Annotated in this window: 23 protein-coding genes and 1 pseudogene; 10 read left to right on the top strand and 14 right to left on the bottom strand. The window is 66.2% G+C overall.

What is annotated here, in order from left to right; genetic code table 11:
• Positions 1–212 precede the first annotated feature (212 nt).
• A complete protein-coding gene (locus OHB26_RS23970) occupies positions 213–1,208 on the top strand; it encodes a GlxA family transcriptional regulator (protein ID WP_330179510.1) in 996 nt (331 codons plus the stop codon).
• Positions 1,205–1,930 (top strand): VOC family protein, encoded by a 726-nt coding sequence (locus OHB26_RS23965; protein ID WP_330179509.1) that lies wholly within the window; start codon positions 1,205–1,207, stop codon positions 1,928–1,930. Before OHB26_RS23970 ends, OHB26_RS23965 begins: the two co-directional genes overlap by 4 nt.
• Before the next feature lie 22 nt (positions 1,931–1,952).
• Here OHB26_RS23965 and OHB26_RS23960 read toward each other — a convergent pair whose 3' ends face one another.
• From OHB26_RS23960 to OHB26_RS23930, 7 genes and pseudogenes are all read right to left on the bottom strand, one after another.
• On the bottom strand, positions 1,953–2,525 hold the full coding sequence (locus OHB26_RS23960; protein ID WP_330179508.1) for a F0F1 ATP synthase subunit B family protein: 573 nt from the start codon (positions 2,523–2,525) through the stop codon (positions 1,953–1,955).
• Positions 2,525–3,031 (bottom strand): F0F1 ATP synthase subunit B, encoded by a 507-nt coding sequence (locus OHB26_RS23955; protein WP_330179507.1) that lies wholly within the window; start codon positions 3,029–3,031, stop codon positions 2,525–2,527. Before OHB26_RS23955 ends, OHB26_RS23960 begins: the two co-directional genes overlap by 1 nt.
• A gap of 8 nt (positions 3,032–3,039) precedes the next feature.
• Positions 3,040–3,297: a F0F1 ATP synthase subunit C gene (locus tag OHB26_RS23950; RefSeq protein WP_067566745.1), complete on the bottom strand. Its 258-nt coding sequence runs from the start codon at positions 3,295–3,297 to the stop codon at positions 3,040–3,042.
• Between the two features lie 44 nt (positions 3,298–3,341).
• Entirely contained in the window at positions 3,342–4,097 is a 756-nt protein-coding gene (atpB, locus tag OHB26_RS23945) for a F0F1 ATP synthase subunit A (RefSeq protein WP_330179506.1), read from the bottom strand.
• Between the two features lie 26 nt (positions 4,098–4,123).
• A complete protein-coding gene (locus OHB26_RS23940; protein WP_330179505.1) occupies positions 4,124–4,483 on the bottom strand; it encodes a hypothetical protein in 360 nt (119 codons plus the stop codon).
• 264 nt (positions 4,484–4,747) lie between these two features.
• Entirely contained in the window at positions 4,748–6,112 is a 1,365-nt protein-coding gene (locus tag OHB26_RS23935) for a hypothetical protein (RefSeq protein ID WP_330179504.1), read from the bottom strand.
• Between the two features lie 151 nt (positions 6,113–6,263).
• Positions 6,264–6,485 (bottom strand): annotated as a pseudogene (locus OHB26_RS23930) (DUF485 domain-containing protein); the annotation flags it as partial.
• A gap of 268 nt (positions 6,486–6,753) precedes the next feature.
• Between OHB26_RS23930 and OHB26_RS23925 the strand changes: the two are divergent.
• From OHB26_RS23925 to OHB26_RS23915, 3 genes are all read left to right on the top strand, one after another.
• Positions 6,754–8,271: a DUF7782 domain-containing protein gene (locus OHB26_RS23925; protein WP_330179503.1), complete on the top strand. Its 1,518-nt coding sequence runs from the start codon at positions 6,754–6,756 to the stop codon at positions 8,269–8,271.
• Positions 8,272–8,713: 442 nt separating this feature from the next.
• Positions 8,714–9,682 carry a sigma-70 family RNA polymerase sigma factor gene (locus OHB26_RS23920; RefSeq protein ID WP_067566737.1) on the top strand — a complete coding sequence of 323 codons (969 nt, stop codon included), beginning with the start codon at positions 8,714–8,716 and terminating at the stop codon, positions 9,680–9,682.
• Positions 9,683–9,971: 289 nt separating this feature from the next.
• A complete protein-coding gene (locus tag OHB26_RS23915) occupies positions 9,972–10,817 on the top strand; it encodes a class I SAM-dependent methyltransferase (RefSeq protein WP_330179502.1) in 846 nt (281 codons plus the stop codon).
• Positions 10,818–10,821: 4 nt separating this feature from the next.
• On the opposite strand, the gene OHB26_RS23910 is transcribed toward OHB26_RS23915, so the two are convergent.
• From OHB26_RS23910 to OHB26_RS23895, 4 genes are all read right to left on the bottom strand, one after another.
• On the bottom strand, positions 10,822–10,980 hold the full coding sequence (locus tag OHB26_RS23910; RefSeq protein ID WP_330179501.1) for a hypothetical protein: 159 nt from the start codon (positions 10,978–10,980) through the stop codon (positions 10,822–10,824).
• A 199-nt stretch (positions 10,981–11,179) separates the two neighbouring features.
• A complete protein-coding gene (gene ppc / locus OHB26_RS23905; RefSeq protein ID WP_330179500.1) occupies positions 11,180–13,942 on the bottom strand; it encodes a phosphoenolpyruvate carboxylase in 2,763 nt (920 codons plus the stop codon).
• A gap of 84 nt (positions 13,943–14,026) precedes the next feature.
• Positions 14,027–16,735: a bifunctional acetate--CoA ligase family protein/GNAT family N-acetyltransferase gene (locus tag OHB26_RS23900; RefSeq protein ID WP_442942706.1), complete on the bottom strand. Its 2,709-nt coding sequence runs from the start codon at positions 16,733–16,735 to the stop codon at positions 14,027–14,029.
• Positions 16,728–17,966, bottom strand: coding sequence for an acetoin utilization protein AcuC (locus OHB26_RS23895; RefSeq protein ID WP_330179499.1), 1,239 nt, complete (start codon positions 17,964–17,966; stop codon positions 16,728–16,730). Before OHB26_RS23895 ends, OHB26_RS23900 begins: the two co-directional genes overlap by 8 nt.
• A 213-nt stretch (positions 17,967–18,179) precedes the next feature.
• Here OHB26_RS23895 and OHB26_RS23890 point away from each other — a divergent pair, with 213 nt between their 5' ends.
• Both OHB26_RS23890 and galE read left to right on the top strand, forming a co-directional pair.
• The gene (locus tag OHB26_RS23890) at positions 18,180–18,866 is read left to right on the top strand and encodes a metal-dependent transcriptional regulator (RefSeq protein WP_330179498.1); all 687 of its coding nucleotides are present in this window, start codon (positions 18,180–18,182) and stop codon (positions 18,864–18,866) included.
• Between the two features lie 3 nt (positions 18,867–18,869).
• On the top strand, positions 18,870–19,853 hold the full coding sequence (gene galE, locus OHB26_RS23885) for a UDP-glucose 4-epimerase GalE (protein WP_330179497.1): 984 nt from the start codon (positions 18,870–18,872) through the stop codon (positions 19,851–19,853).
• A 22-nt stretch (positions 19,854–19,875) separates the two neighbouring features.
• On the opposite strand, the gene OHB26_RS23880 is transcribed toward galE, so the two are convergent.
• Positions 19,876–21,057 (bottom strand): DUF4192 domain-containing protein, encoded by a 1,182-nt coding sequence (locus tag OHB26_RS23880; protein ID WP_330179496.1) that lies wholly within the window; start codon positions 21,055–21,057, stop codon positions 19,876–19,878.
• Positions 21,058–21,295: 238 nt separating this feature from the next.
• Complete coding sequence (locus OHB26_RS23875) at positions 21,296–21,700, bottom strand: VOC family protein (RefSeq protein ID WP_330179495.1); 405 nt, start codon at positions 21,698–21,700, stop codon at positions 21,296–21,298.
• Positions 21,701–21,791: 91 nt separating this feature from the next.
• Here OHB26_RS23875 and OHB26_RS23870 point away from each other — a divergent pair, with 91 nt between their 5' ends.
• Both OHB26_RS23870 and OHB26_RS23865 read left to right on the top strand, forming a co-directional pair.
• Positions 21,792–22,733 carry a helix-turn-helix transcriptional regulator gene (locus OHB26_RS23870; RefSeq protein ID WP_330179494.1) on the top strand — a complete coding sequence of 314 codons (942 nt, stop codon included), beginning with the start codon at positions 21,792–21,794 and terminating at the stop codon, positions 22,731–22,733.
• Between the two features lie 127 nt (positions 22,734–22,860).
• Entirely contained in the window at positions 22,861–23,376 is a 516-nt protein-coding gene (locus OHB26_RS23865; protein WP_330179493.1) for a hypothetical protein, read from the top strand.
• Positions 23,377–23,425: 49 nt separating this feature from the next.
• On the opposite strand, the gene OHB26_RS23860 is transcribed toward OHB26_RS23865, so the two are convergent.
• Positions 23,426–24,019: a DUF5642 family protein gene (locus OHB26_RS23860; RefSeq protein ID WP_330179492.1), complete on the bottom strand. Its 594-nt coding sequence runs from the start codon at positions 24,017–24,019 to the stop codon at positions 23,426–23,428.
• A 338-nt stretch (positions 24,020–24,357) separates the two neighbouring features.
• Here OHB26_RS23860 and OHB26_RS23855 point away from each other — a divergent pair, with 338 nt between their 5' ends.
• On the top strand, positions 24,358–25,308 hold the full coding sequence (locus OHB26_RS23855; protein ID WP_330179491.1) for a PAC2 family protein: 951 nt from the start codon (positions 24,358–24,360) through the stop codon (positions 25,306–25,308).
• Positions 25,309–25,403 lie beyond the last annotated feature (95 nt).

Here is a 25,403-nt window from a genome sequence, read left to right as displayed (position 1 = left end):
TGGGTCGGAGTCGCTCTCCGGTGTGGGCGGTGCCGCGCCCGCAGGCTCATCCGGATCGCGCAATGGCGCTGTGCCGTGTGGTGATTCGACGGCGGGGCCGGTCTGGAGTTCGCTCACCGGTTGAGCGTGACGGAATTCCCGGTGGCGAACGAGTGGCCTGAATGACACAATGCGTCAATATCCGGCCAAGACCGAGGGAGAGGAGTCCGGGGATGACCACACCGCATCTGGTGGCCGTACTGGCACTGGAACCGCTGGTCGGGTTCGATATGACCATCGCGCCCCTGGTTCTCGGCGAGGCCAAGGACGAGTCGGGACGCCCGCTCTACGACGTCCAGGTGTGCGGATTACAAGCGCGACAGGCCATTCGCACCACGACCGGTTACGCGGTCGTCCCGGCATTCGGACCGGAACTGCTGGCCCGCGCGGACACCGTGATCGTGCCCGGCACTCGAATCTCCGAACCGCGCACCCAGGGTGTGCTCACACCGGAGCTGGCCGCGGCCCTGGCGACCATCCGCCCGGACACCCGCATCGTCTCCATCTGCACGGGCGCCTTCGTACTCGCCGCGGCGGGGCTGCTGGACGGCCGGCGCGCGACCACGCACTGGAACTTCGCCGATCTGTTCCGTTCGCTCTACCCGAGCGTGCGCCTGGATGAGAACCTGCTCTTCGTGGAGGACGGAAACATCTGGACCGCAGCGGGTTTGGCGGCCGGAATCGACCTGTGCCTGCATCTGATTCGCACCGATCACGGCAGCGCCGTGGCCAATCACGCGGCCCGCTACTGCGTGGTTCCCCCGTGGCGTGAGGGCGGGCAATCGCAATTCATCGAACAGCAGGTCCCCGAACCGGGTTCGGATGGCACCGCACCGACCCGACTGTGGGCGCTGGCGCACCTGGACCGGGAGCTGGATCTGAATTCCCTTGCCGCGCACGCGTGTATGAGCGTGCGGACCTTCACGCGCCGATTCAAGGCCGAGACGGGTATTGCGCCGGGCGCGTGGGTACTGCAACAGCGGCTGCGGCACGCCCGGCAACTGCTGGAGACCACCGATCTGACCATTGACGAGGTGGCCCGCTCGGCGGGCATGGGCACCGCCGCCTCGCTGCGCCATCACATGCGCTCCGAGCTCGGTGTGCCGCCGCTGACATACCGCAAGACCTTCCGTAAGGACTGGCATCGCGAGAGTTGGGAGACAGTATGACAATTCGATGGATCTGGGCATTCCTCGACCGTCCCGCAACACAGTTCGACGAATGCGCGGAGTTCTGGACCGCGGTCACCGCCACCACGCTCTCGGCCAAGCGCGGTGCGAACTCCGAATTCGTCACGCTGCTACCGGATTCCGGCGCGCCCGCGGTGAAGATGCAGGCGGTACCCCACGGACCGCGCATTCACCTGGACCTCGATGTCGAGGATGTGCCCACCGAGGTCGATCGAGCCGTAAAGCTCGGGGCCACACTGGTTCTCGAACATCCGGAGCACACCGTGCTGAAGTCGCCGCACGGCATGATCTTCTGTCTGACCCCGGCGGGCACCGAGGGCGAGATCGCGCCCGTGGTCACCGGGCCGGAGGGTGATCGCAGCCGACTGGATCAGGTCTGCCTGGATATCGGACCCAGCGATCATGACGAGGAGGTCAAGTTCTGGACCGAGTTGACCGGGTGGCGTTGGATGCCGGGCAGTCTGCCCGAATACTCCAGGCTCACACCGGATTCCAAGCTACCGGTGAAACTGCTTCTACAACGCCTCGAGCAGGATCGGCCCACCGCCGCGCATCTGGATCTGGCCTGCACCGATATCGAAACGACGGCGGCCTGGCATGAGAAGCTCGGCGCGCATCGCGTGCGCTGGGGCACCGGATGGCTGGTAATGACCGATCCGGCCGGTCAGGAATACTGCCTGACCGGCCGGGATCCGGAGTAACCGTGTCCAGATCACACGGTTTCTAGTTCAATCCGGTCTGCGGCTGCCGCCGCGCGGCCGGGGCCGAGTTGGCCAGCGCCTCGAGATCCTCGAGGAAACGCTCCACGCTCTCGGACCTGGCCTGCGGGGTGCCGATCTGCTCGCGCACCTTCTCCTCGGTGAGGTCGAGCATGGCGGCCGAGAGATCGGCCTCCAGATCGCGCATCAGCTGCCTGCGGTACTGCAGGATCTGATCGCGGCCCTGCTTGCGCACCCGCTCCACCTCGGCGGCCGCGGCCTCACGCATCTGCGCGATGATGCGGTCGGCATCGGTGCGCGCCTCGGAGCGCATCCGCTCGAGTTCGGCCTTCGCCTCGGCGATGGCGCTGTCGTAGGCGGTCTTGGCGTCGGTCAAACGGACCGCCGCGTCCTCGCTCTCCTCCAGTTGCCGTCGCACGGTGTCCTGCGCCTTCGACATGATTTTCCTCAAAGGCGGCAGAATGTATTTGACGAAAATCCAGATAATGACGCCGAAGCCGAATAACTGGCTGAAGAAGACGGGCCAATCGAAGGTGATGTTGTAAATGCCTTCGGCGAGCAGCCCATTGGTGTGCATCAGGGCGTCCCCCGTCCTCTCTGATGGCCGGCGCTGGTCCGGGGTCTAGCACTCACGCCGAGCATGCGATCGGCGAGATTCTGGGCCAGCGGTTCGACGTCCTCGCGTAGTTCGGCGGCGACCTGGTCGGCCTCGGCACGCAGGTGTGCCGAGGATTCCGCGACGATGTGGTCGACCTCTTTTTGAGCGTCGCCGCGTAGTTCTTCGAGTATCGCCCGGCCTTCGGCACGCGCCTGGTTCCGGATCTCGGCCGCTTCGGCCCGAGCCTTCTCCAGTGCCGATTGGTATCTGGCCTCGGCCTCGGCGAACAACTCGTTCGCCGATTTGCTGGTCGCCGCCGTCTCCTCGACCCGAGCCTCCCGCTCCGCCAATACCTTTCGGATCGGCGGGACCACGAAGAACATGATGACTCCGAGCACGATCAGGAAGATCACGAGCTCGGCGAAGAAGGTGCCGTTGGGAATCAGGAAGTTCCCCGCGGCCTCCACATCTGTTCTGGGAGACATGATTACGTCTACTTACCGGGAGTGGCGAATACGAAAAGCGCCATGAATGCGAGATTGATGAAGTAGGCGGCCTCGACCAGACCGACGGTCAGGAAGAAGTTGCCGCGCAGTCGGCCTTCGGCCTCGGGCTGCCGGGTAACGCCATTGATCAATGCCGCGCCGGCGAGACCATCACCGATGCCCGCGCCGATGGCACCGCCCGCCAGGATGATGCCGCCGCCGATGAGAGCGCCCTGGACGATACTCGCGGTTGCTGGATCTGCCATTTTTCACTTCCTTTGTGGAAATTGTCACCGAACAGCGGTGCCGATCAGTGCTTTTCATGCTCCAGCGACATCGACTGGCTGAAGTACAGGACGGTCAGCAGGGAGAAGATGAATGCCTGGATGGCGCCGACGAAAAGGTCGAACAACTTCCATATCGCATTCGGGCCCCAGCTGATCCAGAAGGGGAACAGCGTGATCACCGCAACCATGACGCCACCGGCGAACATATTGCCGAAGAGCCGCAATGCCAGTGATAGTGGCTTCGCGATCTCCTCGATCACATTGATGAAAATCATGGGGCCCCAACCGGTGTGACCCTTGAGCAATTGTTTGGCGTGCCCGCCCGCACCGCGCCTGCCCACACCGGCGGCGTGGTAGGCGACGAATACGAAGAGCGCCAACGCGTAGACGAAGTTCACATCGGAGGCGGGCGGGGCGATCAACTCACCCGAGCCGTACTGCACCGGGAGCACCGACAGCCAGTTGGAGAGCAGGATGAAGGTGAAGAGCGTGACGGCCAGGGGCAGCACGAACGGCGCGACCTTCATACCGATGGCGGTCTCGACCTGATTGCGCATCTGTACGGTGACGGTCTCGAAGAACAGCTGCACGCCGTTGGGTACCCCCGAGGTGAGCTTGACCCGCAGGTAGAAGGCGAGGCCCAGCACGATAAGGGCGGCGACGGAGGTCGACACAATGGTGTCGACATTGAATTCCAGACCCCACAGATGCGCGACCGCGTGGTCGCCGACGTGGATCTTGGACTCCGACTCCCCTTCGGCGCTCAGGGTGACGGACATCTGGGCAATCGAAGCGACGGGATGGCTCATGGCTGCTGTCGAAGCCCTTTCACCTCGGGCAATGCGGTGTGCAATACCAGAATCAATTGAAAGACGGCCAGCCCGAAGAAGATTCCGACACCGTAGGGCCGGGTGAAGAAGGCGATGACAATCGACAGGCCGGTCAATATGATCAGCCGCGCGGCGGAAGACAGCGCGAGCTTTTGTTTGCTGGGAGTTTCCGCATCGGTGATTCGCACAATCGACATCCACGTGATTTGCGCGTTGATCCAGCCGAGAGCCAGTCCGGCACTTGTGAATACACCCAGCAACAATCTATCGAAGAGCCCCGCGGCCATCAATATCAGAGCGCCGACCGCGACGGCTATTACCGTCGCACGACGCATTCGGAGCCTGCTGAGGTCCACTTACGACACCGCCTCGCCATCATCCCACCTCGTAGTGGGGCTGTGCATGATCAATAGCATACACAGCCCAACCACGTTGCGTAGCAGTATTTTTGATCTTCGAAATATTGATCTTGAAATGCCGCAAGGGTTTTCAGTGACATTTCAGCGACAATTTCTTTACCTTTTTATTACCCAGCCTTTTCCGCTCCAGTGCCGGTCAGAGACCGCACCTGCATCCCAGCAAACTTCGCATTATTGCGTTCACGCGAAAGCACGGTTCCCAGCCAGCCCAGGGCGAACGAAACGGGGATGGACAGTATCCGAATCCGAGGAACACTGTTCCTGGACCACGATTGACTTCGCCGGGGGCGAAGTAGCGGTACTGCGACCGCGTCGAGTGGGACGCTCCCGCAGCAAGGTCGGGTCACACCGCCAGCGGGCGGTGAAGCCTCGATCCAACTGCGCAAGTACCCGATCCCTGGACCACGACAACCAGCCACCCCGAACCGCGGAACGTCCGAGGACATTGCGGGCGGCGTTGATATCGGCCAGGAGCTTCGCGGTCACTGCGGCTCGTCCCGCCCGGGACAGGATCCGGTTCAACCGTTTACTCAGGCCACCGAACCGGAAGTCGAGCTTCTCGACCACGATCCCGCGAATGTCTTGCGCGGCAAGCTGGTTCAGCAGGCGACCGACCTCATTGCGCACATGCGCGCGGATTCGCGCGGTGAACGCCCGAAACCGTTTAGACTCAGAGGGTTTGACGCCCTGACGCTGCAGGGAAGTCGCCAGCGCGGTGACCTCACCATCACGTTCGGCCAGCCAAACGTAAAGATGCTGCCCCAGGATCTGACCGGTGCTGGTGGTGAACATGCTTGCCACACCCCAGTCCACACCGATCGATTCTCCACTCACGCGAATCGGCGCAGCCGCCGATTTCTTCACCAGAGCGAACGACGCCGCACCATCATCGTTCACGGTGACTTGGCAGAAGTTACGGACATCCCCGAGTGCGTTGACGAAGTAGTCGTAGCCGTGCAAAGGAATTCGAACCGGGCGGCCCGCAGCGCAGGTTGAAACCCGCACCCAGAAGTCAGCGTGCACGCCCCGGGCGGGCTCGACCGTCGCGATTGGGCCATCCATCGTCATTGTCCGCACCCGGCTCAAATTCGGAAACGGGTGGCGCCACAGCCATGTCCCGATCAAATCCCGACACACGCGCAAGGCTGCGGGGTCTGCCTCAGCGCCGGTCTTCCGGTCCAGGATAAGGCGCTCACACCACCAGCCGTGGCGAAGGTTGATGCGGTACAACACAACCCGAAACTCTTCGTCGATGTCCAGGTCGCGGATCAGTTCCCGCACCCCGGCCACTGCGGCGGCGCGCCATGATTCGAGGGCGGCGTTGGTCTGGTTGACTACCGACTTCCATTGCCGCGCAGACAGGTACGACGGCAAGGCTTTCGCCTCCGGCCCACCGAGCCAACCCAGGGTGAGTTCCCCAGCCCGCAGTCGTCGCACCTGCAGGTGTTGCACATGAACCAGACCCCGCTGCCACCATGGCAGAACTTCGGCCACGGCCGCGAGCTTGCCCGCGTTCGCGCTGGTTCGGAGCTGGTACGCGCGCATCAAACCGCTTCCCACCCCCACTCCGGCCCTGGCCGATTGTCTGTGCGCTCACCGCTGGTGCGCTTACCCGGAAGCGCTCGGAGACAGGGACATTAGCGGCACGGTCGAAGATATGTTCGAGATTCCTCAAGCGTGCCGGGAATCTCCCGAATCAGCACCGAACTCGCCGTGACAGGAAGAGCTCGGCGATGCCGAGGGTCGAGAGGAACCGCATTAGGCCCAGAATCTGGGCCGATCGCGATCTTCCGGCGACCCTGGTGGCCATGAAGTGGTGTGCGTAGTCGGCCAGCAGCACGTAGAGCGCGTACCAGGCCAGGAAGAGAACGGTCATGGGGAAGACGAAGAGACGGAATCTGCGGCGTAGTCGCTGGAATTCGGGGCTGTCGTAAACCTGCTACCAGTCCGGGCCGGGCCCGCCGGTCTCGATATCGAATGTCAACTGCGATACCTCCTGCGTGAACCCGGTCACAGTAGCAACGAATACCGTCCCGAGCGGTCGGAATAGCCGCAGGTGAGATGCGTCAATGATGTTGAAGTGAGCGGGAATTCATCGCGGACGGCCACCGGCGAACACCCAGCGCGACCCGCGAACCGGGACCGCCCGGGGATGCCACCGGGTTGCGATGGCAGAGTTTCTACCCATGCCGACGAACCAGACGACCAGCTCGTCCCTGCTCGCCGACCTGGCCGCCGATCTGCGCACCGCGCTGACCCGGGTCCGCTACGACTCCGATTCGCTCCTGGAGGTCCTCGGCGACGAAGCGCACGCCGCGCTGTGGCGCTCGGAGCCCGTGCCCGTGCGCCGGGCCGCCCGCGATGCCGGTGAGCTGGGCACTCTGGTGCGCCTGCTGCTGCTCGGCGATGCCATGCCCGAACGTGAGGTCGCCGCCGCGCTGGCACCGGTCGATATCGATCGCGCGGTAGCCGCCGGACTGCTCGAACGCGATGGCGGCGATATCCGCCCGGCGCTGGACCTGCGTCCGCTGGATCTCGGCGATGGCACGCGCTGGGTGCTGTCCGATCTCGACGACTCCATGCGGCGTCGCACCCTCGATACCGATCACGTGCTCGGGGTCGGGCAGGCGTCGCTGTCACTGCTGCGCGCCACTCCGACCCGTCCGGTCGGCACCGTGCTGGATCTCGGCACCGGCTGCGGTGTGCAGGCGATTCACGCCGCGTCTTATGGACAGAAGGTCACCGGCACCGATCTCAACAAGCGCGCGCTCTGGCTGGCCGAGGCCACCGCCGCGCTCAATGGCCTGGATATCGAACTGCGCCAAGGCTCCTGGTACGAGCCCGTCGCCGGGCGGCGCTTCGATCAGGTGGTCGCCAATCCCCCGTTCGTGGTCGGACCGGCGCGCGTGGAACACACCTATCGCGATTCCGGCCTGGCCATGGACGGTGCGAGCGAGCTCGTCATCTCCGGTATGCCCGCCATGTTGAATCCCGGTGGCACCGCGGCACTCCTGGCCTCGTGGGTGCATATAGAAGGACAGGACTGGCGCGCCCGGGTCTCGAGCTGGCTGCCCGATCAGGGCGTGGACGCGTGGATAGTGCAGCGCGATATCGCCGATCCCGCCCTCTATGTCGGAACCTGGTTGCGCGACGCCGGATTGGATCCGCGCGAACCGCAGGCCCAGGAGCAGGCCGAACGCTGGTTGCAGGCGTTCACCGAGGCGAAGGTGGACGGAATCGGCTTCGGTGTGGTCTATCTGCGCGATATCGACGGCCCGACCGAGATCCTGGCCGAGGATCTCACCCATCACTTCGAGGATCCCCTCGGCAACGAGGCCAGCCGGTACTTCGAGCGGTCGGCGTGGCTGCGCGCGGTGGCCACCGATCCGGATCTGGTCCTGGCGAGTCGTTTCGAGGTCGATCCGGTCAGCGCGCTGGAGCGGGTCTATCTGCCGGGCGAGCAAGGCTGGGAGCAGCGGGTGGCGCGGCTGCATCGTGGCGACGGTCCGCTGTGGCAGCACGAGGTGGACGACACCACCGCGGCGCTGCTGGCCGGGATGCGCCCGGACGGGCTGCCGCTGAGCGAGCTGGTCGAATTGCTCGCCTTCAGTGAGACCGGTGGCGCGGCCACCCCCGAATTCGAATCGGCGGTGCTGGGCGTGGTGGTCGGATTGGTCCGGCACGGCCTGATCCATCCGCGCTGACCTTCGCCAGCCGAGTTCACCCATCCTCCGGCCGCCGGGCACTCCGCTCGGCGGCCGAGTCGTTTCCGTGCCGTGACCAGCCGTTTATCTGATCTCGGTGAGCTATCTCACGTTTCGATCACCGCCGACGGGTATCTCCGGAATGCCTCCGACCTGCCGATCGTTACAAAGACACTCGAACGACCAGCGGCAGGGCAAGGCCCATACACACGTATTCGATTGCAGCGCTCCGAAGTTCGGGTTCCGACGGCGGCAACCACCCGGATAACGAAGGCCGCCGATCGGGTTCCCGAGTTCCGCACTGTACGCCCTTCTCAGGAACTTCTCAGCCGTCCGTAGCGGAAACCGCAGCTCAGATACGGTTTACAAGCGCCACGGTGGGGAACTTTCCTGATGTCGGGTCCGTTGAACGGAGCGAGACACCACCGACAGGAGGCAAGTCATGACAAGCCCCGCCACCACTGACGTGCGCATCAGCGAACAGGACCTCGACGCCCAGAGCCCCGCAGCCGACCTGGTACGCGTGTACCTGAATGGCATTGGCAAGACCGCGCTGCTCACGGCCGCCGACGAGGTCGAGTTGGCCAAGCGCATCGAGGCGGGCCTCTACGCTCAGCACCTGCTGGAGACGACCAAACGGCTGTCCGCGGTCAAGAAGAAGGATCTCGCGATCCTGGTCCGCGAGGGTCAAGCGGCCCGTCAGCATCTGCTCGAAGCCAACCTGCGCCTCGTGGTTTCTCTGGCCAAGCGATACACCGGCCGCGGCATGCCGCTGCTGGACCTGATCCAGGAGGGCAACCTGGGTCTGATCCGCGCCATGGAGAAGTTCGACTACACCAAGGGTTTCAAGTTCTCGACGTACGCCACCTGGTGGATTCGTCAGGCGATCACCCGCGGTATGGCGGACCAGAGCCGCACCATCCGGCTGCCCGTCCACCTGGTGGAGCAGGTCAACAAGCTCGCCCGCATCAAGCGTGAACTGCATCAGCAGCTCGGGCGTGAGGCCACCGACGCCGAGCTGGCCCGCGAATCCGGCATTCCGCAGGAGAAGATCGCGGACCTGCTGGATCACAGCCGCGACCCGGTGAGCCTGGATATGCCGGTCGGCAATGACGAAGAGGCCCCCCTCGGCGATTTCATCGAGGATTCCGAGGCCACCTCGGCCGAGTCCGCGGTCATCGCGGGTCTGCTGCACCGGGATGTGCGCGTGGTCCTGGCCACCCTCGACGAGCGCGAACAGCAGGTCATCCGCCTGCGCTACGGCCTCGACGACGGCCAGCCCCGCACCCTCGACCAGATCGGCAAGCTCTTCGGCCTCTCCCGTGAGCGCGTCCGCCAGATCGAGCGCGAGGTCATGTCCAAGCTCCGCAAGGGTGAGCGCGCCGACCGCCTGCGCGCCTACGCCAGCTGATCCGAAACGGCCGACCCCCCGGGCCGGCCGTTTTCCTATCGTCGGACCGTCATTCGAGGCGCCGGTCCGATCAACGCCGGTCGACCCGAGCATCCCGTTATCCCCCTCCGGGAGGCCGTGTCGTCCGGCGTTCCCATGTGATCTGTGATCGAATTCTGTTGTCCCCCTCGCGAATAGTCGTATAGGGCAGGGTGGCGTCGGCCACAGTGCGTACTGTCCGCGGGCGTAATCCTCTACAAATACAGAGGGTGCTCTGCATCGGGCGGGGCGGGTGAGGGGAGTTGATCTGATGACATCTCGACCGTTGGTTACGCATGTGTCCGATACCGCACGGTGGGTGGCGGCTCGGCGGGCCGCGGAGTCGGCGCGGGCCGATGCGCTGTTTCGGGATCCGCTTGCCGCACGGTTGGCCGGGGATCGTGGGCGGGAGATCGCCGAGGCTGCCGGGGCGGTGATGGCCGATGACTGGTTTCTGGTTGCTCGGACGAAGATGATCGATGATCAGATCGACGAGGCGGTGGCCGCCGGGTGTGACCTGGTGGTGAATCTGGGTGCCGGACTTGATACCCGGCCCTACCGGATGCAGTTGCCGGAGGGATTCGACTGGGTCGAAGCCGATCTGCCCGGTCTGGTCGGGGAGAAGAACGCACTGCTCGCCGAGGAGACACCGCGGTGCCGATTGACCCGGGCGGCAGTCGATCTCACCGACGGCCCGGCACTGAAGAGGTTTCTCGACGATGCGCTCGCAGGTGCCGAGCAGGCGCTGGTGCTGACCGAGGGGCTGGTGATGTACTTCTCCGAAGCCGATGTGATCGCCCTCGCCGCGGCGCTGCGGCGGCCCGAGATCGCGGGCTGGTGCCTGGACTTCAGCGCGGCCGGGGTCGCGAAGCTGATGGCTGAGCGCAATGTGGGGCTGCTGCGCGATGCGCCCTGGAAGTTCCTGCCGGAGAACGGAATCGCCTTCTTCGAGGAGTGCGGTTGGAACGTCGCGTACCTGGAGTCGATCTATCTGGCGGCCGACCGGCTCGGCAGATTGTCGTCGCCGCAGCTGCGCGCGGCGGTCGACGCCCCGCAACCGGATCCACGCGCACCGGGGTCCTGGCCCTACAGTGCCGTGACCCGACTGATCCCCTGACCGGTCAGCTCAGTGCCGGGCAGCCGGTCGGGGCGGGGTGGGTGCCCTGGAAGAAGGCGGCGGGCGGGACGCCCATGATGGCGCGGAAGTCCGCCGTCATATGGGATTGGTCGTAGAAGCCGGTGGTCAGCGCCAGATAGGACCGGGGGGTGTTGCCCGCCACGGCGAGGACCTGCCGGATTCGGGTGATGCGCGCGAAGTGTTTGGGCGAGACGCCGATTCCCTCCCGGTCAGAAGTACGTGCGGGCGGGCCGCAATGCCACGGTCACCGGCGATGTCGAACAGGTGCTCGGTCGCGCACCGCACACCTATGCCGACTGGGTGCGCGACCACATGGACGTATTCCGCTAGTACGCAAGGCGCTAGCCGGAGTTGCGCAACGCCGTAGCCAGGCCATTCATGGTGAGCAGGATGCCGCGCTCGACCAACTCCGAATCGTCACCCGCCCGGCGGCGGCGCAGCAGTTCCACCTGTAGCTGATTGATCGGCTCCAGGTACGGGAAGCGATTGTGAATCGATTCCGCCAATGCCGGGTTGTCCGAGAGCAGCTCATCGGTCCCGGTAATGGCCGCGTGCATGCGGGCGGTGCGACTGAACTCATCGCAGATCATGCCGAAGACGGTGGCGCGCAAGGTTTCATCGGGCACCAACTCGGCATAGGTGGCCGCGATATCCATATCCGCCTTGGCCATCACCTGAGCCAGATTGGACAGCACCGTCTGGAAGAACGGCCAGCGCCGATACAGATCCGACAGCTGCGCCAGTCGCGCGGGATCGTCACCGATCCACTCCTGGATGGCGGATCCGGTCCCGTACCAGCCCGGCAGCATGACCCGGGATTGACTCCACGACATCACCCACGGAATAGCACGCAGGTCGTACACCGAATTGGTCGGCTTGCGCGAGGCCGGGCGGCTACCGAGGTTGAGATCGGCGACCTCGGCCACCGGCGTGGAGGCGCGGAAGTACTCCACGAAGCCCGGAGTCTCATGCACCAGCCGCGAATAGGCTTGGCGCGCAAGCTCGGCCAGCTCATCCAGCACCGCGTAGGCGGGTTCGGCATCCTCGCCCAGCCCCTCCACATCCAGCAGGGTCGATTCGAGCGTGCCCGCGACGAGGGCCTCCAGATTGCGGTACGCGGTGCCCGCGTCCGCGTATTTGGTGGAGATGACCTCCCCCTGTTCGGTCAGGCGCAGCGATCCGCGCACCGCTCCGGCGGGCTGGGCCAGGATGGCGTCATAACTGCGACCGCCACCGCGACCGACCGTGCCACCGCGACCGTGGAAGAGCCGCATACGAATTCCGGTCTTGCGCGCGGTATCCACCAGATCCAGCTCCGCACGGTACAGCGCCCAATTCGCGGCGAGATATCCGCCGTCCTTATTGGAGTCGGAGTAGCCGAGCATGATCTCCTGCCGCATACCGCGCGCCTGCACCAGACGCTTGTACGCGGGCACTTCCAGTGCGGCGGCGAGGATTTCGGCGCCACCGCGCAGATCGTCGATGGTCTCGAAGAGCGGCACCACCCCGACCGAACTGGACGGCGGCGTCCGCTCGTCACCCGGATCGAGAATGCCCGCCTCTTTGAGCAGCAGCGCCGCCTCGAGCATGTCGCTGACCGAGGTGCACATACTGATGATGTAGTTGGGCACGGTATCGGGCCCCAGATCATCGAGTGCGGTCTTGGCCGCCCGCACCACCGCCAACTCCTTGGCCGCGAGCTCGCTGAGCTGGGCGCTGGGCCCGACAAGCGGGCGGCGCGTGGTCAATTCGGCCGCGAGCAACTCCACCCGCCGCGCCTCGTCGAGCGAGGCGTAATCGGGATGTACGCCCGCCCAGGCGAACAGCTCGGCCACCACCTGCTCATGGGTCTCGGAGTTCTGCCGCAGATCCAGGCCCTGCAAATGAAATCCGAAGGTCTCCACCGCGCCCCGCAGCGCCGCGAGCTGATCATCGGCGAGCAGACCGTCACCGGAGGCGCGCATGGAGGCGTCGAGCACATTCAGATCGGCCAGCAATGCCTCCGGACCGGCGTACGGCTCGGCCACCACATCGATTCCCTCCGAAGGGATTTCGCCGAGCGACTGCCGCGCCGTGGCGCTGAGCCGGGCGCGAATCGCACGCACCGCCCGCCGATACGGCTCATCGGCGCGCTGCGGTGAATCATCGAATCCGGCATCGGCGAGCGCTGCCAACTCCGGCGTCACCGGCACCAGTCGCGCCGACTGCGACAGCGACTTCTCCAGCTCCACAAGGCTTTTCAGATACCGTTCGAAGGCAACGGTGCCCGCGCGATGGGTGGCGCGGTGCACCACATCGGCGGTGACATTCGGATTGCCGTCCCGGTCACCGCCGATCCACGAGCCCGGCCGCAGGATCGGGCGCGACAGCAGCTCATACTCGGGCCAGCGGGCACGCAGGGCGGCCCGCACATCGGCGTTGATCTTGGGAATGACATCGAACAGCGTGAGGTCGTAGTACCGCAGCCCGACCTCGATCTCATCCTGAATACGCAAGCGCGCCAGCCGAATCAGCGCCGCTCGCCACAGTTGCAGCACCTGCCGCCGAATATCGGTGTCGATGGCGGCGAACTCGGGTTCGTGCTCGTCATAGCGCTGGCGCGTCCGCATGAGTTCGGTGATCCGGGACTGCACATCGAAGATGGTGCGCCGCCGGGTCTCGGTGGGGTGCGCTGTGATCACCGGTGAGACCAGCGCCTCGCCGAGCAGATCGGCCACCACCTCCCCATCCGGCCGCGCGGCGTCGAGTTTGCGGTAGGTGGCCGCCAGACTGGAGTCCTGGGGCGGCTCCCCCGCCGCGATATGCACCGCGCGCCGCCGATCACGCTGCAGATCCTCGGCCAGATTGGCCAGCAGCAGGAAGTGACTGAAGGCGCGGATCACCGGTATCGCGGTGCCGATCTCGAGATCGCGCAGCATATCGGCGACCGCATCGCGATCCACCTCCGAGCGCCGGATCTTGAAGGCCTCCACCCGGACCCGTTCGATGAGATCGAAGACCTCCGCCCCCTCATGATCGCGAATCGTATCCCCGAGGATGCCGCCCAGGAATCGGATGTCATCGCGCAGTGGCGCGGTCGCCGTCTCGATCTGGTTCTCCCGCATACGATCACCTCTCCATGCCGACGATTCTTGATCCATCTCAACCCATCTCGGCGCATCCGCCGCTGTGAGTCATGCCATAGCGGTTCAGGCCATCCGCCGCGGCCCGATATCGAAGCGGTTGGGCTCGGGCCCGATGCGCACCCGGCCGTACAGCACCGCCGCCCCCTCGGATGCGGCCATGATCGGTTCGCACTGCAATTCGCGCACCTCGGGCAGGTCATCACAGAGCGCCGAAATGCGTTGTGCCAGTTCGGCAAGGGCGGCTCGATCCACCGGTTTGCCGATATCGCGGCCGCGGACGGTGCCCGAGAGCAGCGGGGCGGCCCGGGGCGCGTCGATGAGCTCGGCCGATTCGTCCTCGGTCAGCGGTAGCGCCCGATACACGCGGTCACCGAGCAGATCGATAATCGTGCCCGAGAGCCCGAAACTGATCACCGAACCGAAGGACGGATCGTCCTGCACCCGGAAACCACAGCCGACGCCCTTGGTCGCCATGCGCTGAATGTGCACGGGATTCCCGGAGATCTCGGCCAGATCGGTGAACCCCCGGCGCACCGCGTCCGGACGCCACAGGTCCAGGCGCACACCGGTGAGGTCGGGGCGATTGCGCCAGATCTCACCGGTCGCCTTGGCGGCGACGGGATATCCGAGCTCCTCGGCGGCGGCCACGGCGGCATCGGCATCACGCACCTCGCGGAATTCGACGACCCCGATGCCGTAGCAGCCCAATAGTTCCGCGGCCTCCAGATCCGACAGCCAGTGATCGGTCCCCGATGCCATCCACTGGGCGACCAGTTCCCGGGCCCGGGCGGTCGCGCAGCCCTGCGGCCGCACCACCTGCGAGACCGGGCGGGTGCGCCAATCCGCGTAGCGCCGCACCCGGGCCAGGGCCCGGGCCGCGCGCTCCGGATCACCGTAGGAGGGAATGGAGCCGCGCTCGAGCATGCCGCCCGGTCCACGCGTGGCGAGCAGATTCGGCATGCCCTGATCGGCGACGAAGGTGGTGAGAACCGGTGTCTCCGGATCGGATTGCGCACCGGAGCGAATGGCCTCGGCGAAGGCCGCGACCGCGTTCGGCACCGGCGGGGAGTAGATGACGATGACGGCGTCCACCGTGTGATCGGTGACCGCGGCCGCGACGGCGGTCAAATAGTCGGCGGGTCCCGCCTGCGGCCCGAGGTGGATCGGCTCCCCCACCGTGAGTCCTTCATTGCGGCCCGCGTCCACCGCGAGCCAGTTCAGCGCGGCGCTGTTGCCGAGGACCGCCAGTCGCGGCCCGGCGGGCAGCGGTTGATAGGCCAGCAGCATGGCGCAGTCGAAAAGCTCTGTGATGGAGTCGACCTGGATGATGCCCGCCTGCGCGAAGAGATTCCGCACCAGCGACCGGTCCAGATCCGGCTCCCCGTCCACGCGCACCACATTGCGGCCACTGCTCACGGCCACAATGGGTTTGGTGCGCGCCACCCGGCGCGCGATCCGGGAGAACTTGCGCGGATTGCCGAAGGTCTCCAGATACAGCAGCACCACATCGGTGCCGGGATCGGTATCCCAATACTGCAGCAGGTCATTGCCGGAGACGTCGGCGCGGTTACCGGCGGAGACGAAGGTGGACAGGCCGAGTTGGCGCGCGGCCGCCTCACCGAGAATGGCCGCGCCCAAAGGCCCTGACTGGCAGAAGAATCCGATACGACCGCGCCCGGGCAGGACCGAGGCGAGGGTGGCGTTCAGCGATACGGCGGGATCGGTGTTGGCGATGCCGAGCGCGCTCGGACCCACCACCCGCATACCGTGCGCGCGTACGGCTTCGACGAGTTCGCGTTCGGCGGCGAAGCCGTGCGGCCCGGTCTCGGAGAATCCGGCGGTGAGCACCACCAACCCCTTGACGCCCTTGGCCATACAGTCATCGAGCACCGAGCCGATTTCGGCGGCGGGAACGGCGATTACGGCGAGGTCGACCTCATCGGGAATATCGCGCACGGTCGGATAGGCGCGCACCCCGCGTACGGCGGTGCGATTGCGATTCACCGGGAACACCGGCCCCTGGAATCCACCGGAGAGCAGATTCGCCAGCACCGCGCCACCGACCCGGGTCGCCAGCGGAGTCGCGCCGATCACCGCCACCGAACGCGGACTGAGCAGATTCCCGACACTGCGCGCCTCGGAGGCGCGTTCGCGCGAATCCCGCACCGAGAGCAGGGCTTCGGTGGGGTCGATGGCGAATTCCAGGTGCAGGACCGATCCGTCGCGGCTGCGCTGGACCTGATATCCGGCATCGCGGAACACCGTCACCATGGCGTTGTTCTCGGCAAGCACCTCTGCCACAAAGGTTTCGATGGTGTTCTCGGCCGCCGCGCCCGCGAGGTGTTCGAGCAGAATCGATCCGAGCCCGCGCCCCTGATGATGGTCGGCGACCACGAACGCCACCTCGGCCGAGCGCGCTCCCGCCCGATCCGAGAGATGCTCGTACCGCCCGACCGCGATGATCTCGTCCCCGAGCTCGATCACCAGCCCGACCCGATCGCGATAGTCCACATGCGTGGTGCGGTACAGATCCTTCGGCGTCATCCGCGGATACGGTCCGAAGTACCGCAGATACCGGGTCCGATCCGAGAGCCCGGTGTGGAATCGCTCCAACCCCGCCGCATCGTCGGGGGTGATCGGGCGCAGCCGAACCACGCCGCCGTCGGCGGCCAGCACATCGGCGAACCAGTGTTCGGGCGGCGGCGGTGGAATCGCGGGCGTGCCGGGTGTATCCGCGGGCAGCAGCGGTGCGGGGTCGGCGGGGTCAGTCACGGGGATCCTCCGGATCCAGGCCGAGCAGGCCGAAAGTCGCTCGGCGGGTTGCCAAAATAGCGGTGTCCAGGGCCCGGCGGGCGCGGTCGGCGCGCTCGTCACCGGTTTCGCGACCGCCGCCCGGACCGTCCCAGCGGTCGAAGCCGGTGTCCGCGCCATCGCCCATGGTGCCGGGTGCGGCGACGGTGGGCGCGTACGCGCCGACCAGGTCCTTCCACTGCTGCGGAATCTCGGTGTCCGGGTCGATATCCCGATCCAGGGCGGCGGCCAGCAGATGGGTCCAGGCGCGCGGGACGACCCGGATGAGTCCGTATCCACCCCCGCCGACCGCGAGCCAGCGCCCCTGGGCGTATTGATCGGCCAGTTCGCGCATGGCGATGAAGGCCGCGCGCTGACCGTCCACGCTCAGCTCCAGATCGGCCAGCGGATCCTCGCGATGGGTATCGACCCCGCACTGGCTGACCACGATCTGCGGGCGGAACGCCGCCAGCGCGCCGGGGGCCACCGCGTGGAAACCCCGCAGCCACAATTGATCCCGGGTGCCGGGCATGATCGGCAGATTGACGGCCGTGCCCTCGGCCTTGCCCGCCCCGGTCTCCTCCGGCCATCCGGTATTGGGCCACAGCGTCGCCGGATGCTGATGGATCGAGAGCGTCAGCACGCGCGGATCGCCATAGAACATGCGCTGCACGCCATCTCCGTGATGTACGTCCACATCGAGATAGGCGATCCGATCGAACCCGTTCTCCAGCAGCCACGAAATCGCCACCGCCACATCGTTGTACACGCAGAACCCGGCCGCCGAATCCGGCATGGCGTGATGCATGCCACCGCCGATGCTGACCGCCCGCCGGGTCCGCCCGGCCGCGATCTCCCGCGCCGCGGCCAAGGTCCCGCCGACGATCACCGAGGCCGCCTCGTGCATGTGCGGGAATACCGGGTTGTCCGCCGAGCCGAGGCCGAAGGGCGGTGCGGCCGGGACGATGCCCGCCGGTTGCCGAGCGTGCTTGACGGCCTCGATGTAGTCATGAGTGTGCACGCGCAGCAGTTCGGACTCCCCCGCCGTGGCCGGGGTCAGCGTCTCGACCCCGTCGAGCAGCCCCAGATTCTCCGCGAGCGCCATGGTGAACTGCAGTCGCACCGGTCGCATCGGGTGTTCGGGTGTCCACGTGTAGTCCAGGAACCTATCGCTCCAGACAACGGTTCCATCTCCACGCGCACGGTCGGGCATACCTGCCACGCTAATGCGTCGGGGGACTTCGTAAGCTATTGACACTGCGGACGCCGCCCTGCCGTCATTCCGGGTCGGCGCGCCTGTCATCCGGGAAACCTGTGGGGAACACGCAGGCCGTCCTGGGTGTTGACTCGGCGTTCGCGAAATATGCTGTCGCCCGGTGTAGCCGCCGCGCATGGGTAGAATTCGTGCCGACGAAGGGGTTAACAGGTGAAGGATCTGGTCGACACCACGGAGATGTACCTCCGTACCATCTACGACCTCGAGGAGGAGGGCGTTACGCCCCTGCGCGCTCGCATTGCCGAGCGCCTCGAACAGAGCGGGCCCACGGTGAGCCAGACGGTGGCCCGGATGGAGCGCGACGGTTTGCTGACCGTTGCCGGTGACCGCCACCTCGAATTGACCGATAAGGGTCGTGCCATGGCCGTCTCGGTCATGCGCAAGCATCGCCTCGCCGAGCGGCTGCTGGTCGACATCATCGGCCTGGACTGGGAGAACGTGCACGCCGAGGCCTGCCGCTGGGAGCATGTGATGAGCGAGGAGGTGGAGCGCCGCCTGGTGGAGGTGCTGAACAACCCCACCACCTCGCCGTACGGCAATCCCATTCCGGGTCTGGACGAACTGGGTGTCACGCCGAGCGGCGGCGGCGAGGAGAAGTTGATCCGACTCTCGGATCTGCCCTCGGGGCAGTCGGCCGCGGTCGTGGTGCGTCGCCTGTCCGAGCACATTCAGACCGATCCCGAGGTCATCGGTCAGCTGCGTGAGGCCGGTGTCGTACCGGACGCGCGGGTGAATGTGGAGACCAAGCCCGGTGCGGTGATCATTCTGGTGCCGGGTCACGAAGGCTACGAATTGTCCGATGAGATGGCGCATGCCGTCCAGGTGAAGTTGGTCTGAGACTTGAAACTGCTGGTTACCGGAGGCGCGGGTTACGTCGGCGGCGGAGTCGCGCAGGTTCTGCTCGAAGAGGGCCACGAGGTGGTGGTCGTCGATGATCTCTCCACCGGCAATACCGATGGCGTCCCGGCCGGGGCCAAGTTCGTCGAGGGCGATATCGCCACGGTCGGCGTAGATCTCATCGCGGCCGAATCCTTCGACGGCGTCCTGCATTTCGCGGCGCAGTCGCTGGTCGGCGAGTCGGTGGTGCAGCCGGAGAAGTACTGGCACGGCAACGTGGTCAAGACCCTGGCGCTGCTCGAGGCCATGCGGGACGCGGGCACCCCGCGCCTGGTCTTCTCCTCCACCGCGGCGGTGTACGGCGAACCGGAGCAGGTGCCTATCGTCGAGGACGCGCCCAAGGCCCCGACCAATCCGTATGGCGCGTCGAAGCTTTCGATCGATTACGCCATTACCTCGTACGCGGCGGCGCACGGGCTCGCGGCCACCAGCCTGCGGTACTTCAATGTGGCCGGTGCCTACGCCGGGCTCGGCGAGAACCGGGTGGTGGAGACGCATCTGATCCCTCTCGTCTTGCAGACGGCGCTGGGCCATCGGGATTCGATCTCGGTCTTCGGCACCGACTATCCGACGCCGGATGGCAGTGCGGTGCGCGACTACATCCACATTCGCGATCTGGCGCAGGCGCATCTGCTGGCGCTGACCCAGTCGCAGCCGGGTGCGCATCGCATCTTCAATCTGGGTAGCGGCACCGGTTTCTCGGTGCGCGAGGTTATTTCGGCGTGCCGCCGGGTGACGGGGCTGCCCATCAACTCGGTGGACGCGCCGCGTCGCGCCGGTGATCCGGCGGTGCTCATCGCCTCCAGCGATAAGGCGATGGCCGAGCTGGGGTGGCGGCCCGAACACACCGATCTGGACGAGATCGTCACCGACGCCTGGGATTTCCTGCGCGCGCTCGGCGATCGCGCGCACAGCGCACGCAAGTAGTTCTCACTCTCCGCCGCGGATTTCACGGGTGCTCCGATCGCAGATCGATCCCGAGATCCGCGGCGGCTTCGCGTCCGGCCCGCGCCAAGCGGTGTAACCGCTCCGGGCGCATACCGGTCTGCAGGCCGAGATCGAGCAGGTTGGCCATGCGATGGGATTCGTCCGAGGCCAGGGCGGCCGCCAGCGCGACTCCGGCGAAGGGTCCGTCACCGCGGGCGTAGGCGGTATAGCCCAGCAGCATGGCCGCCTCGGCGCGATCGGGATCGGGCAGGGCGCGGGTCAATTCGAGCCACAGGGTTTCGGCCGCACCGGCGTGCACGCCGGGTGTGAGGCCGAAGAGGATGTCGCGCACCGTCTGATCACGCAGTGCGACAGCCACTTCCGCCAGGTCGGCGACGGTGGGCAGAAGGCCCGCCTCGATATTCGCGATCTGCCGCAGGATGCCGCGCAGTGCGGCGCGATTGTAGAAGTTCGGCTCACCGCGGCGCACGGCATGGGCGAGCCGGTCGGCGGCGGCCTCGGTCGCCGCCTCCAGGAGTTCGGGCATCTTGTCTCGCACAATGGAATTCACCGCGACCGCGGCGGTCAACTCATCGCGTGAGGCGCGCATTGGACGGCCCGCGAGCACATGCTCGAGCGTCACCAGCGAGGTCGCCGGATCGGGTTGACTGCCGCACCGCCCGGGTCCGAGCAGACTCCACCACGGCTGATCCCTCCCGATGGCGGTTACCGCCCACGCACCGGCGAGCGGAATCGCCTCGGCATCGAGTCGATGCTCCAGCGCGCCGATGAGATCGCGGTGTTTGCGCGATCGCACCCCACGATGCCGTTCAACGGGCGCGGTCGCCCGGTCATCCACGATCAGCGCCAGCACCGCCGACGCCTCCCCGCCCGCACAGACTCCCGCGACCCGGTCCGCCAACTCCCCGGTGGCGGACCGACCTGGATTGTCCAGATCCATCCGGGCGACCACATCGATCGCCGCCCTTCCGGAGGCACCCGGCTCCGCGCGCAATACGGTGATCACCAGCGATCTGGCCGGCACGAAGCCGAGCATGGCGGGTATCGCGGCGATGAAATCACCAGGATCCCGCAAGTGCGGGTCGGGTTCGGCCGGCGGGTCGACGGCGGCGGGCAGGGGTTCGGGTGGGCCGGGTTCGGCGGGCGTTGTCATGCGGTCGAGGGTGCGCGGGAGCACCGTCACGCTCCCGACAGCAACCGCCGGTTTCGCCCCGCCTGTGGAATTCGGTTCGCGCCGTGCACCATTCGGCGTGGCGCGGGCAGCCGACGCGGGATTCTGTCGGTGCCCGCTGCTACGTTGCCGCCGCGTTGGCGCAAAACTTGAAACATATTCGTTTCATTTCACCCGAAAGCCCTCGCTCACGCTGTTACAGTCCGCCTCGGCACGCTCCTCGCGTGCCGGAAGGAGTGACACGTGCGAGCTACTCGGCGCGCTGGGCGAGAATTTCGAGGTAGTGCGGGTTGGACATGATGCCCAGGACGTTTCCGAACGGGTCGACGACCGCGGCGGTGACGAATCCGGTGCCCGCGCCGCGTTCGGTGATCGGCTCGAACTCCTTGGCACCCATGCTCAGCAGTCGTTCGAAGGTGGCGGGCAGATCATCGACATGCCAGTTGACCACCTGGCCGCCAGGCTGATCGGGATGGCTCGGCGCGAACTTGCGATCGATGAGGCCGAGCTCGGCCTGGTAGTCGCCGATACGGAATTCGTAGTACCCGCCCGGGACCGTGAAATACGGTGCCGTGCGGAGGAATTCGCTGTACCAGTCCTTGGCGGCCTCCAGGTCGTCGGCGTAATAGGTGACGGTGGCCATTCCACGCAGCATGTCGATCTCCTTGGTCGTTCCGATGTCGATAGCACAATCATCGACGGCAAAGTGCTCACCGAATGAGCACTTTTACGGGCAGACTTTTCTCATGCGAGCCGATCGATTGGTAGCCACCCTGTTGTTCATGCAGACCCGCGGCCGGGTGACCGCGGCCGAGGTCGCGGCCGAGCTGGAGGTGTCGGTGGCGACCGCGCGCCGTGACCTGGAGGCGCTCTCGACCGCCGGGATTCCGGTATACCCGCAGGCCGGGCGCGGTGGGGGCTGGGCACTGGTGGGTGGTGCGCGCACGGATCTGAGCGGCTTGACCGCTCCGGAGGCGCAGTCACTGTTCCTGCTGCTGGGCCCGATGGCGACCGCGAGCCCGGCCACTCGCTCCGCACTGCGAAAGTTGTTGCGCGCGCTACCGCAGTCCTTCCGCACCGATGCGGAGGCGGCGGCCGGTGCGATGATCGTCGATCCGGCGCGCTGGGGTGAACGCGATGAACAGGCTCCGGCCCCGGTCGAGGAGTTGCAGCGCGCGGTGGTGCGCCGCCGCCGGGTGCGATTCGAGTACGGCCGCGGCGAGACTCGCACGCGGCGGACCGTCGACCCGTGGGGTCTGATCGACAAGGACGCCATCTGGTACCTGATCGCCGGAACCGACCGCGGGCAGCGGACCTTCCGGGTCGATCGCATGACCGATATCGAGATCACCGGCGAACCAGCGCATCGCCCAGCCGATTTCGACCTCAATACCGCCTGGTCGGAGGTTGTCGAGGAGGTGGAGCGGCATCGTTCGACGCTCTCGGCGACCGTCCTGGTTCCGGATCATCTGCTACCGGTGCTGCGCCATCAGCAGGGCAGGCACTGCGTGCTGGAGGGCCCGATTCCGGACGGCCGCACCAGGGTTCGCATCACCGCCCCGAGCCCGCTCATGATCGCCCAGCAATTGGCCGGGTGGGGTACCGCGCTCGAGGTCACCGAACCCGATTCGGTGCGCGCGGAATTGGCCCGCCTGGGCACCGAACTCGTGGCGCGCTATGGCACCTGATCACACTGCTGCGCAGTCATGCGAAATCCGAATCATGTTGCAGCACTTCCGATTTCACCGAATCGGAGGGCGCCGCGCTGTTACAGTCCGCCCGGCACCCCACTCCGGTGCCGGAAGGAAATACACAATGACGAGAACACTTCTCAAGGTGAGCACCGCCGCCGCCTTCACCGCCCTCGCGGCCCCCGCGCTGCTGGCCGGATCCGCCGCCGCGGATATCACCGATATCAGCGTGATCGGCCTGATTCCGGGCAAATCGTGCAGTGTCAACGACGGCTGCTCGATCATCGCCGGGGTCTCCGGTGACAACAAGTTCGGCCCGGTCGAGTTCCTGATCAATGGCGCGAGCATCGGAACCGTCACGCCCGTCGCCAATTCCGGCGTCGTGACGGCCACCCTGGACTGGCACCCGACCGCCACGGGCAGCTACACCATCGGCGTGCGCCAGGGCCTGTCCATGTCGACCATCGTCTATCCGGTCGGTGTGCCGAATTCCCTGTGCGCATTCCTGCCCAGCGGCTCCGCCAGCGGTTCGGGTGGCAGCGGTTCGGCGAGTGGTTCGTTCGGAAGCGGCTCCGCCGGAAGCGGTTCGGCGGGCAGCGGCTCGGCTGGTTCGGGTTCGGGCACCGGTTCTGCCTGCTGATTCGGTACTGGAGCCGGGCAGGCAGGGGTCGGCTCCTTCCGAATGGCTTTCAGCCCTTGCGCACCTTGCTCACCGCGGTGGTGAAGAGCGTGTCGAGGGCTTCGGCGTCGGGTTTGCCGCCGCTGAAAGACATGTAGGTGACATTGATTCGCACATCACCGATCTGGCCGAGCAGAGTCTGCATGCTGCGCGTCATGCCCGCGCTGCCGGATTCCGATCGCACGGTGCGCCGCAGCGCGAGGGTGTCGTCGGCGTCCAGTGGCGGTGGCGGATCCATTTCGGTGGTGATGGTGGCGGTGGTGCCGCCGTGTCCGACGTGCACGGTTCCGCAGCGCTGCAATTGATCTCGCAGGGTGGCGAGTTTCTGATCGGTGCGCACCAACTCCACGGTGAGGGTGGCGCGGGCATTGTCATCGGTGCCGACCACGACCACCGGTCCGGCGGTGGGTGCCTGCGGTGCGCAGGTCGCGGGATCGATGCTCGCGCCGGGCAGTACACCGTCCAGATCGCTCGCGGCCTGACCCGCCGCGTCGACGGGCAGAGTCACCGCGGCGTAGCGGGAAGGGAATTGGGACGCGTCGGGCAGTAACCGGGCGAGTCCGCTGTCGGTGTGCACGGTTGTCACCAAACTTTGGGATGCCACGGGGTGACCGGATATCGTTGTGCTGCCGCATCCCGCGAGGATCATGCCCAGTAACGCGATCCCCACGGGGCGGAGAGGCATTCGGGACAACCTGCGAGTGGGTTTGGGGCAGGGCTCGCAAGCCACCTGCCGACCCGACGAATCCGGCACGGTCACTCGTCCACTATGCCGAATATCCGCTGTTCACACCGAATGCCACGCCGCGTGGCGAGCTCGCGGGAATGCGTGTCCGGGTCTGCCGCGTTGCAGCCGGGGTGCGGGCGATGCACGACCTGTCGGCGCATGAGGGACAATAGGTCACGGGTCGCGCAGGTGGGCCACGCAGGAAGGAGTACGCGATGGACTACGAGTCGCGAATGTACGAGCTGGAGTTTCCCGCTCCGCAGCTGTCCTCGGCCGACGGCGCCGGTCCCGTGCTGGTGCACGGGCTGGAGGGTTTCACCGATGCCGGGCACGCTGTGAAGCTGGCCACCACACATCTGCGCGAAAGCCTGGAGAGCGAACTGGTCGCCTCGTTCGATATGGACGAGTTGCTGGACTATCGCTCCCGCCGCCCGCTCATGATGTTCAAGACCGATCACTTCTCGGAGTACTCCGAGCCCGAGCTGAATCTGTGGGCCGTCAAGGACACCGCGGGGACGCCGTTCCTGCTGCTGTCCGGTCTGGAACCGGATCTGCGCTGGGAGAAGTTCGTCACCGCCGTACGGCTGCTGGCCGAACAGCTGGGTGTGCGCCGGACCATCGGTCTGAGCGCCATTCCCATGGCGATTCCGCATACCCGTCCGCTGGGTGTGACCGCGCACGCCAGTGACAGCGATCTGATCGGCGATCATCAGCGCTGGCCGGGTGAGTTGCAGGTGCCGGGCAGCGCGTCCTCGCTGCTCGAGTATCGGATGGCGCAGCACGGGCATGAATCGGTCGGCTTCTCGGTGCATGTGCCGCACTACCTGACCCAGACCGCCTATCCCGAGGCCGCGCAGACGCTGCTGGAGAATGTGGCCGAGAACGCGGGTCTGGAACTGCCCCTCGCCGCGCTGAGCGAATCGGCCGCGCGGGTGCGTGAGCAGGTCAACGAGCACATCTCCGGCAATGCCGAGGTGGAGAATGTCGTGCAGGCGCTGGAGCGGCAGTACGACAGCTTCGTCACCGCGCAGGAACGCCAGTCCAGTCTGCTGGCACCCGATGCCGATCTGCCCACCGGCGATGAGCTGGGCGCGGAGTTCGAGAAGTTCCTCGCCGAGCAGTCGGGTTTCAGCGAGGGCGATGAAGGCGGCGAGCAGCACCGGTAATGCGGCTCGGATCGTGGATCCCGGCCGAAAACATGCCAGGATGACGAACGGGCGCACACACCGAGGCGACGGCCCGGCGCACACACTGGGTGAGG

Source organism: Nocardia sp. NBC_01503, assembly GCF_036327755.1.
Lineage (GTDB): Bacteria > Actinomycetota > Actinomycetes > Mycobacteriales > Mycobacteriaceae > Nocardia.
Note: the sequence above shows the minus strand (reverse complement) of the source record. Positions and strands in the feature narration are given on the sequence as shown.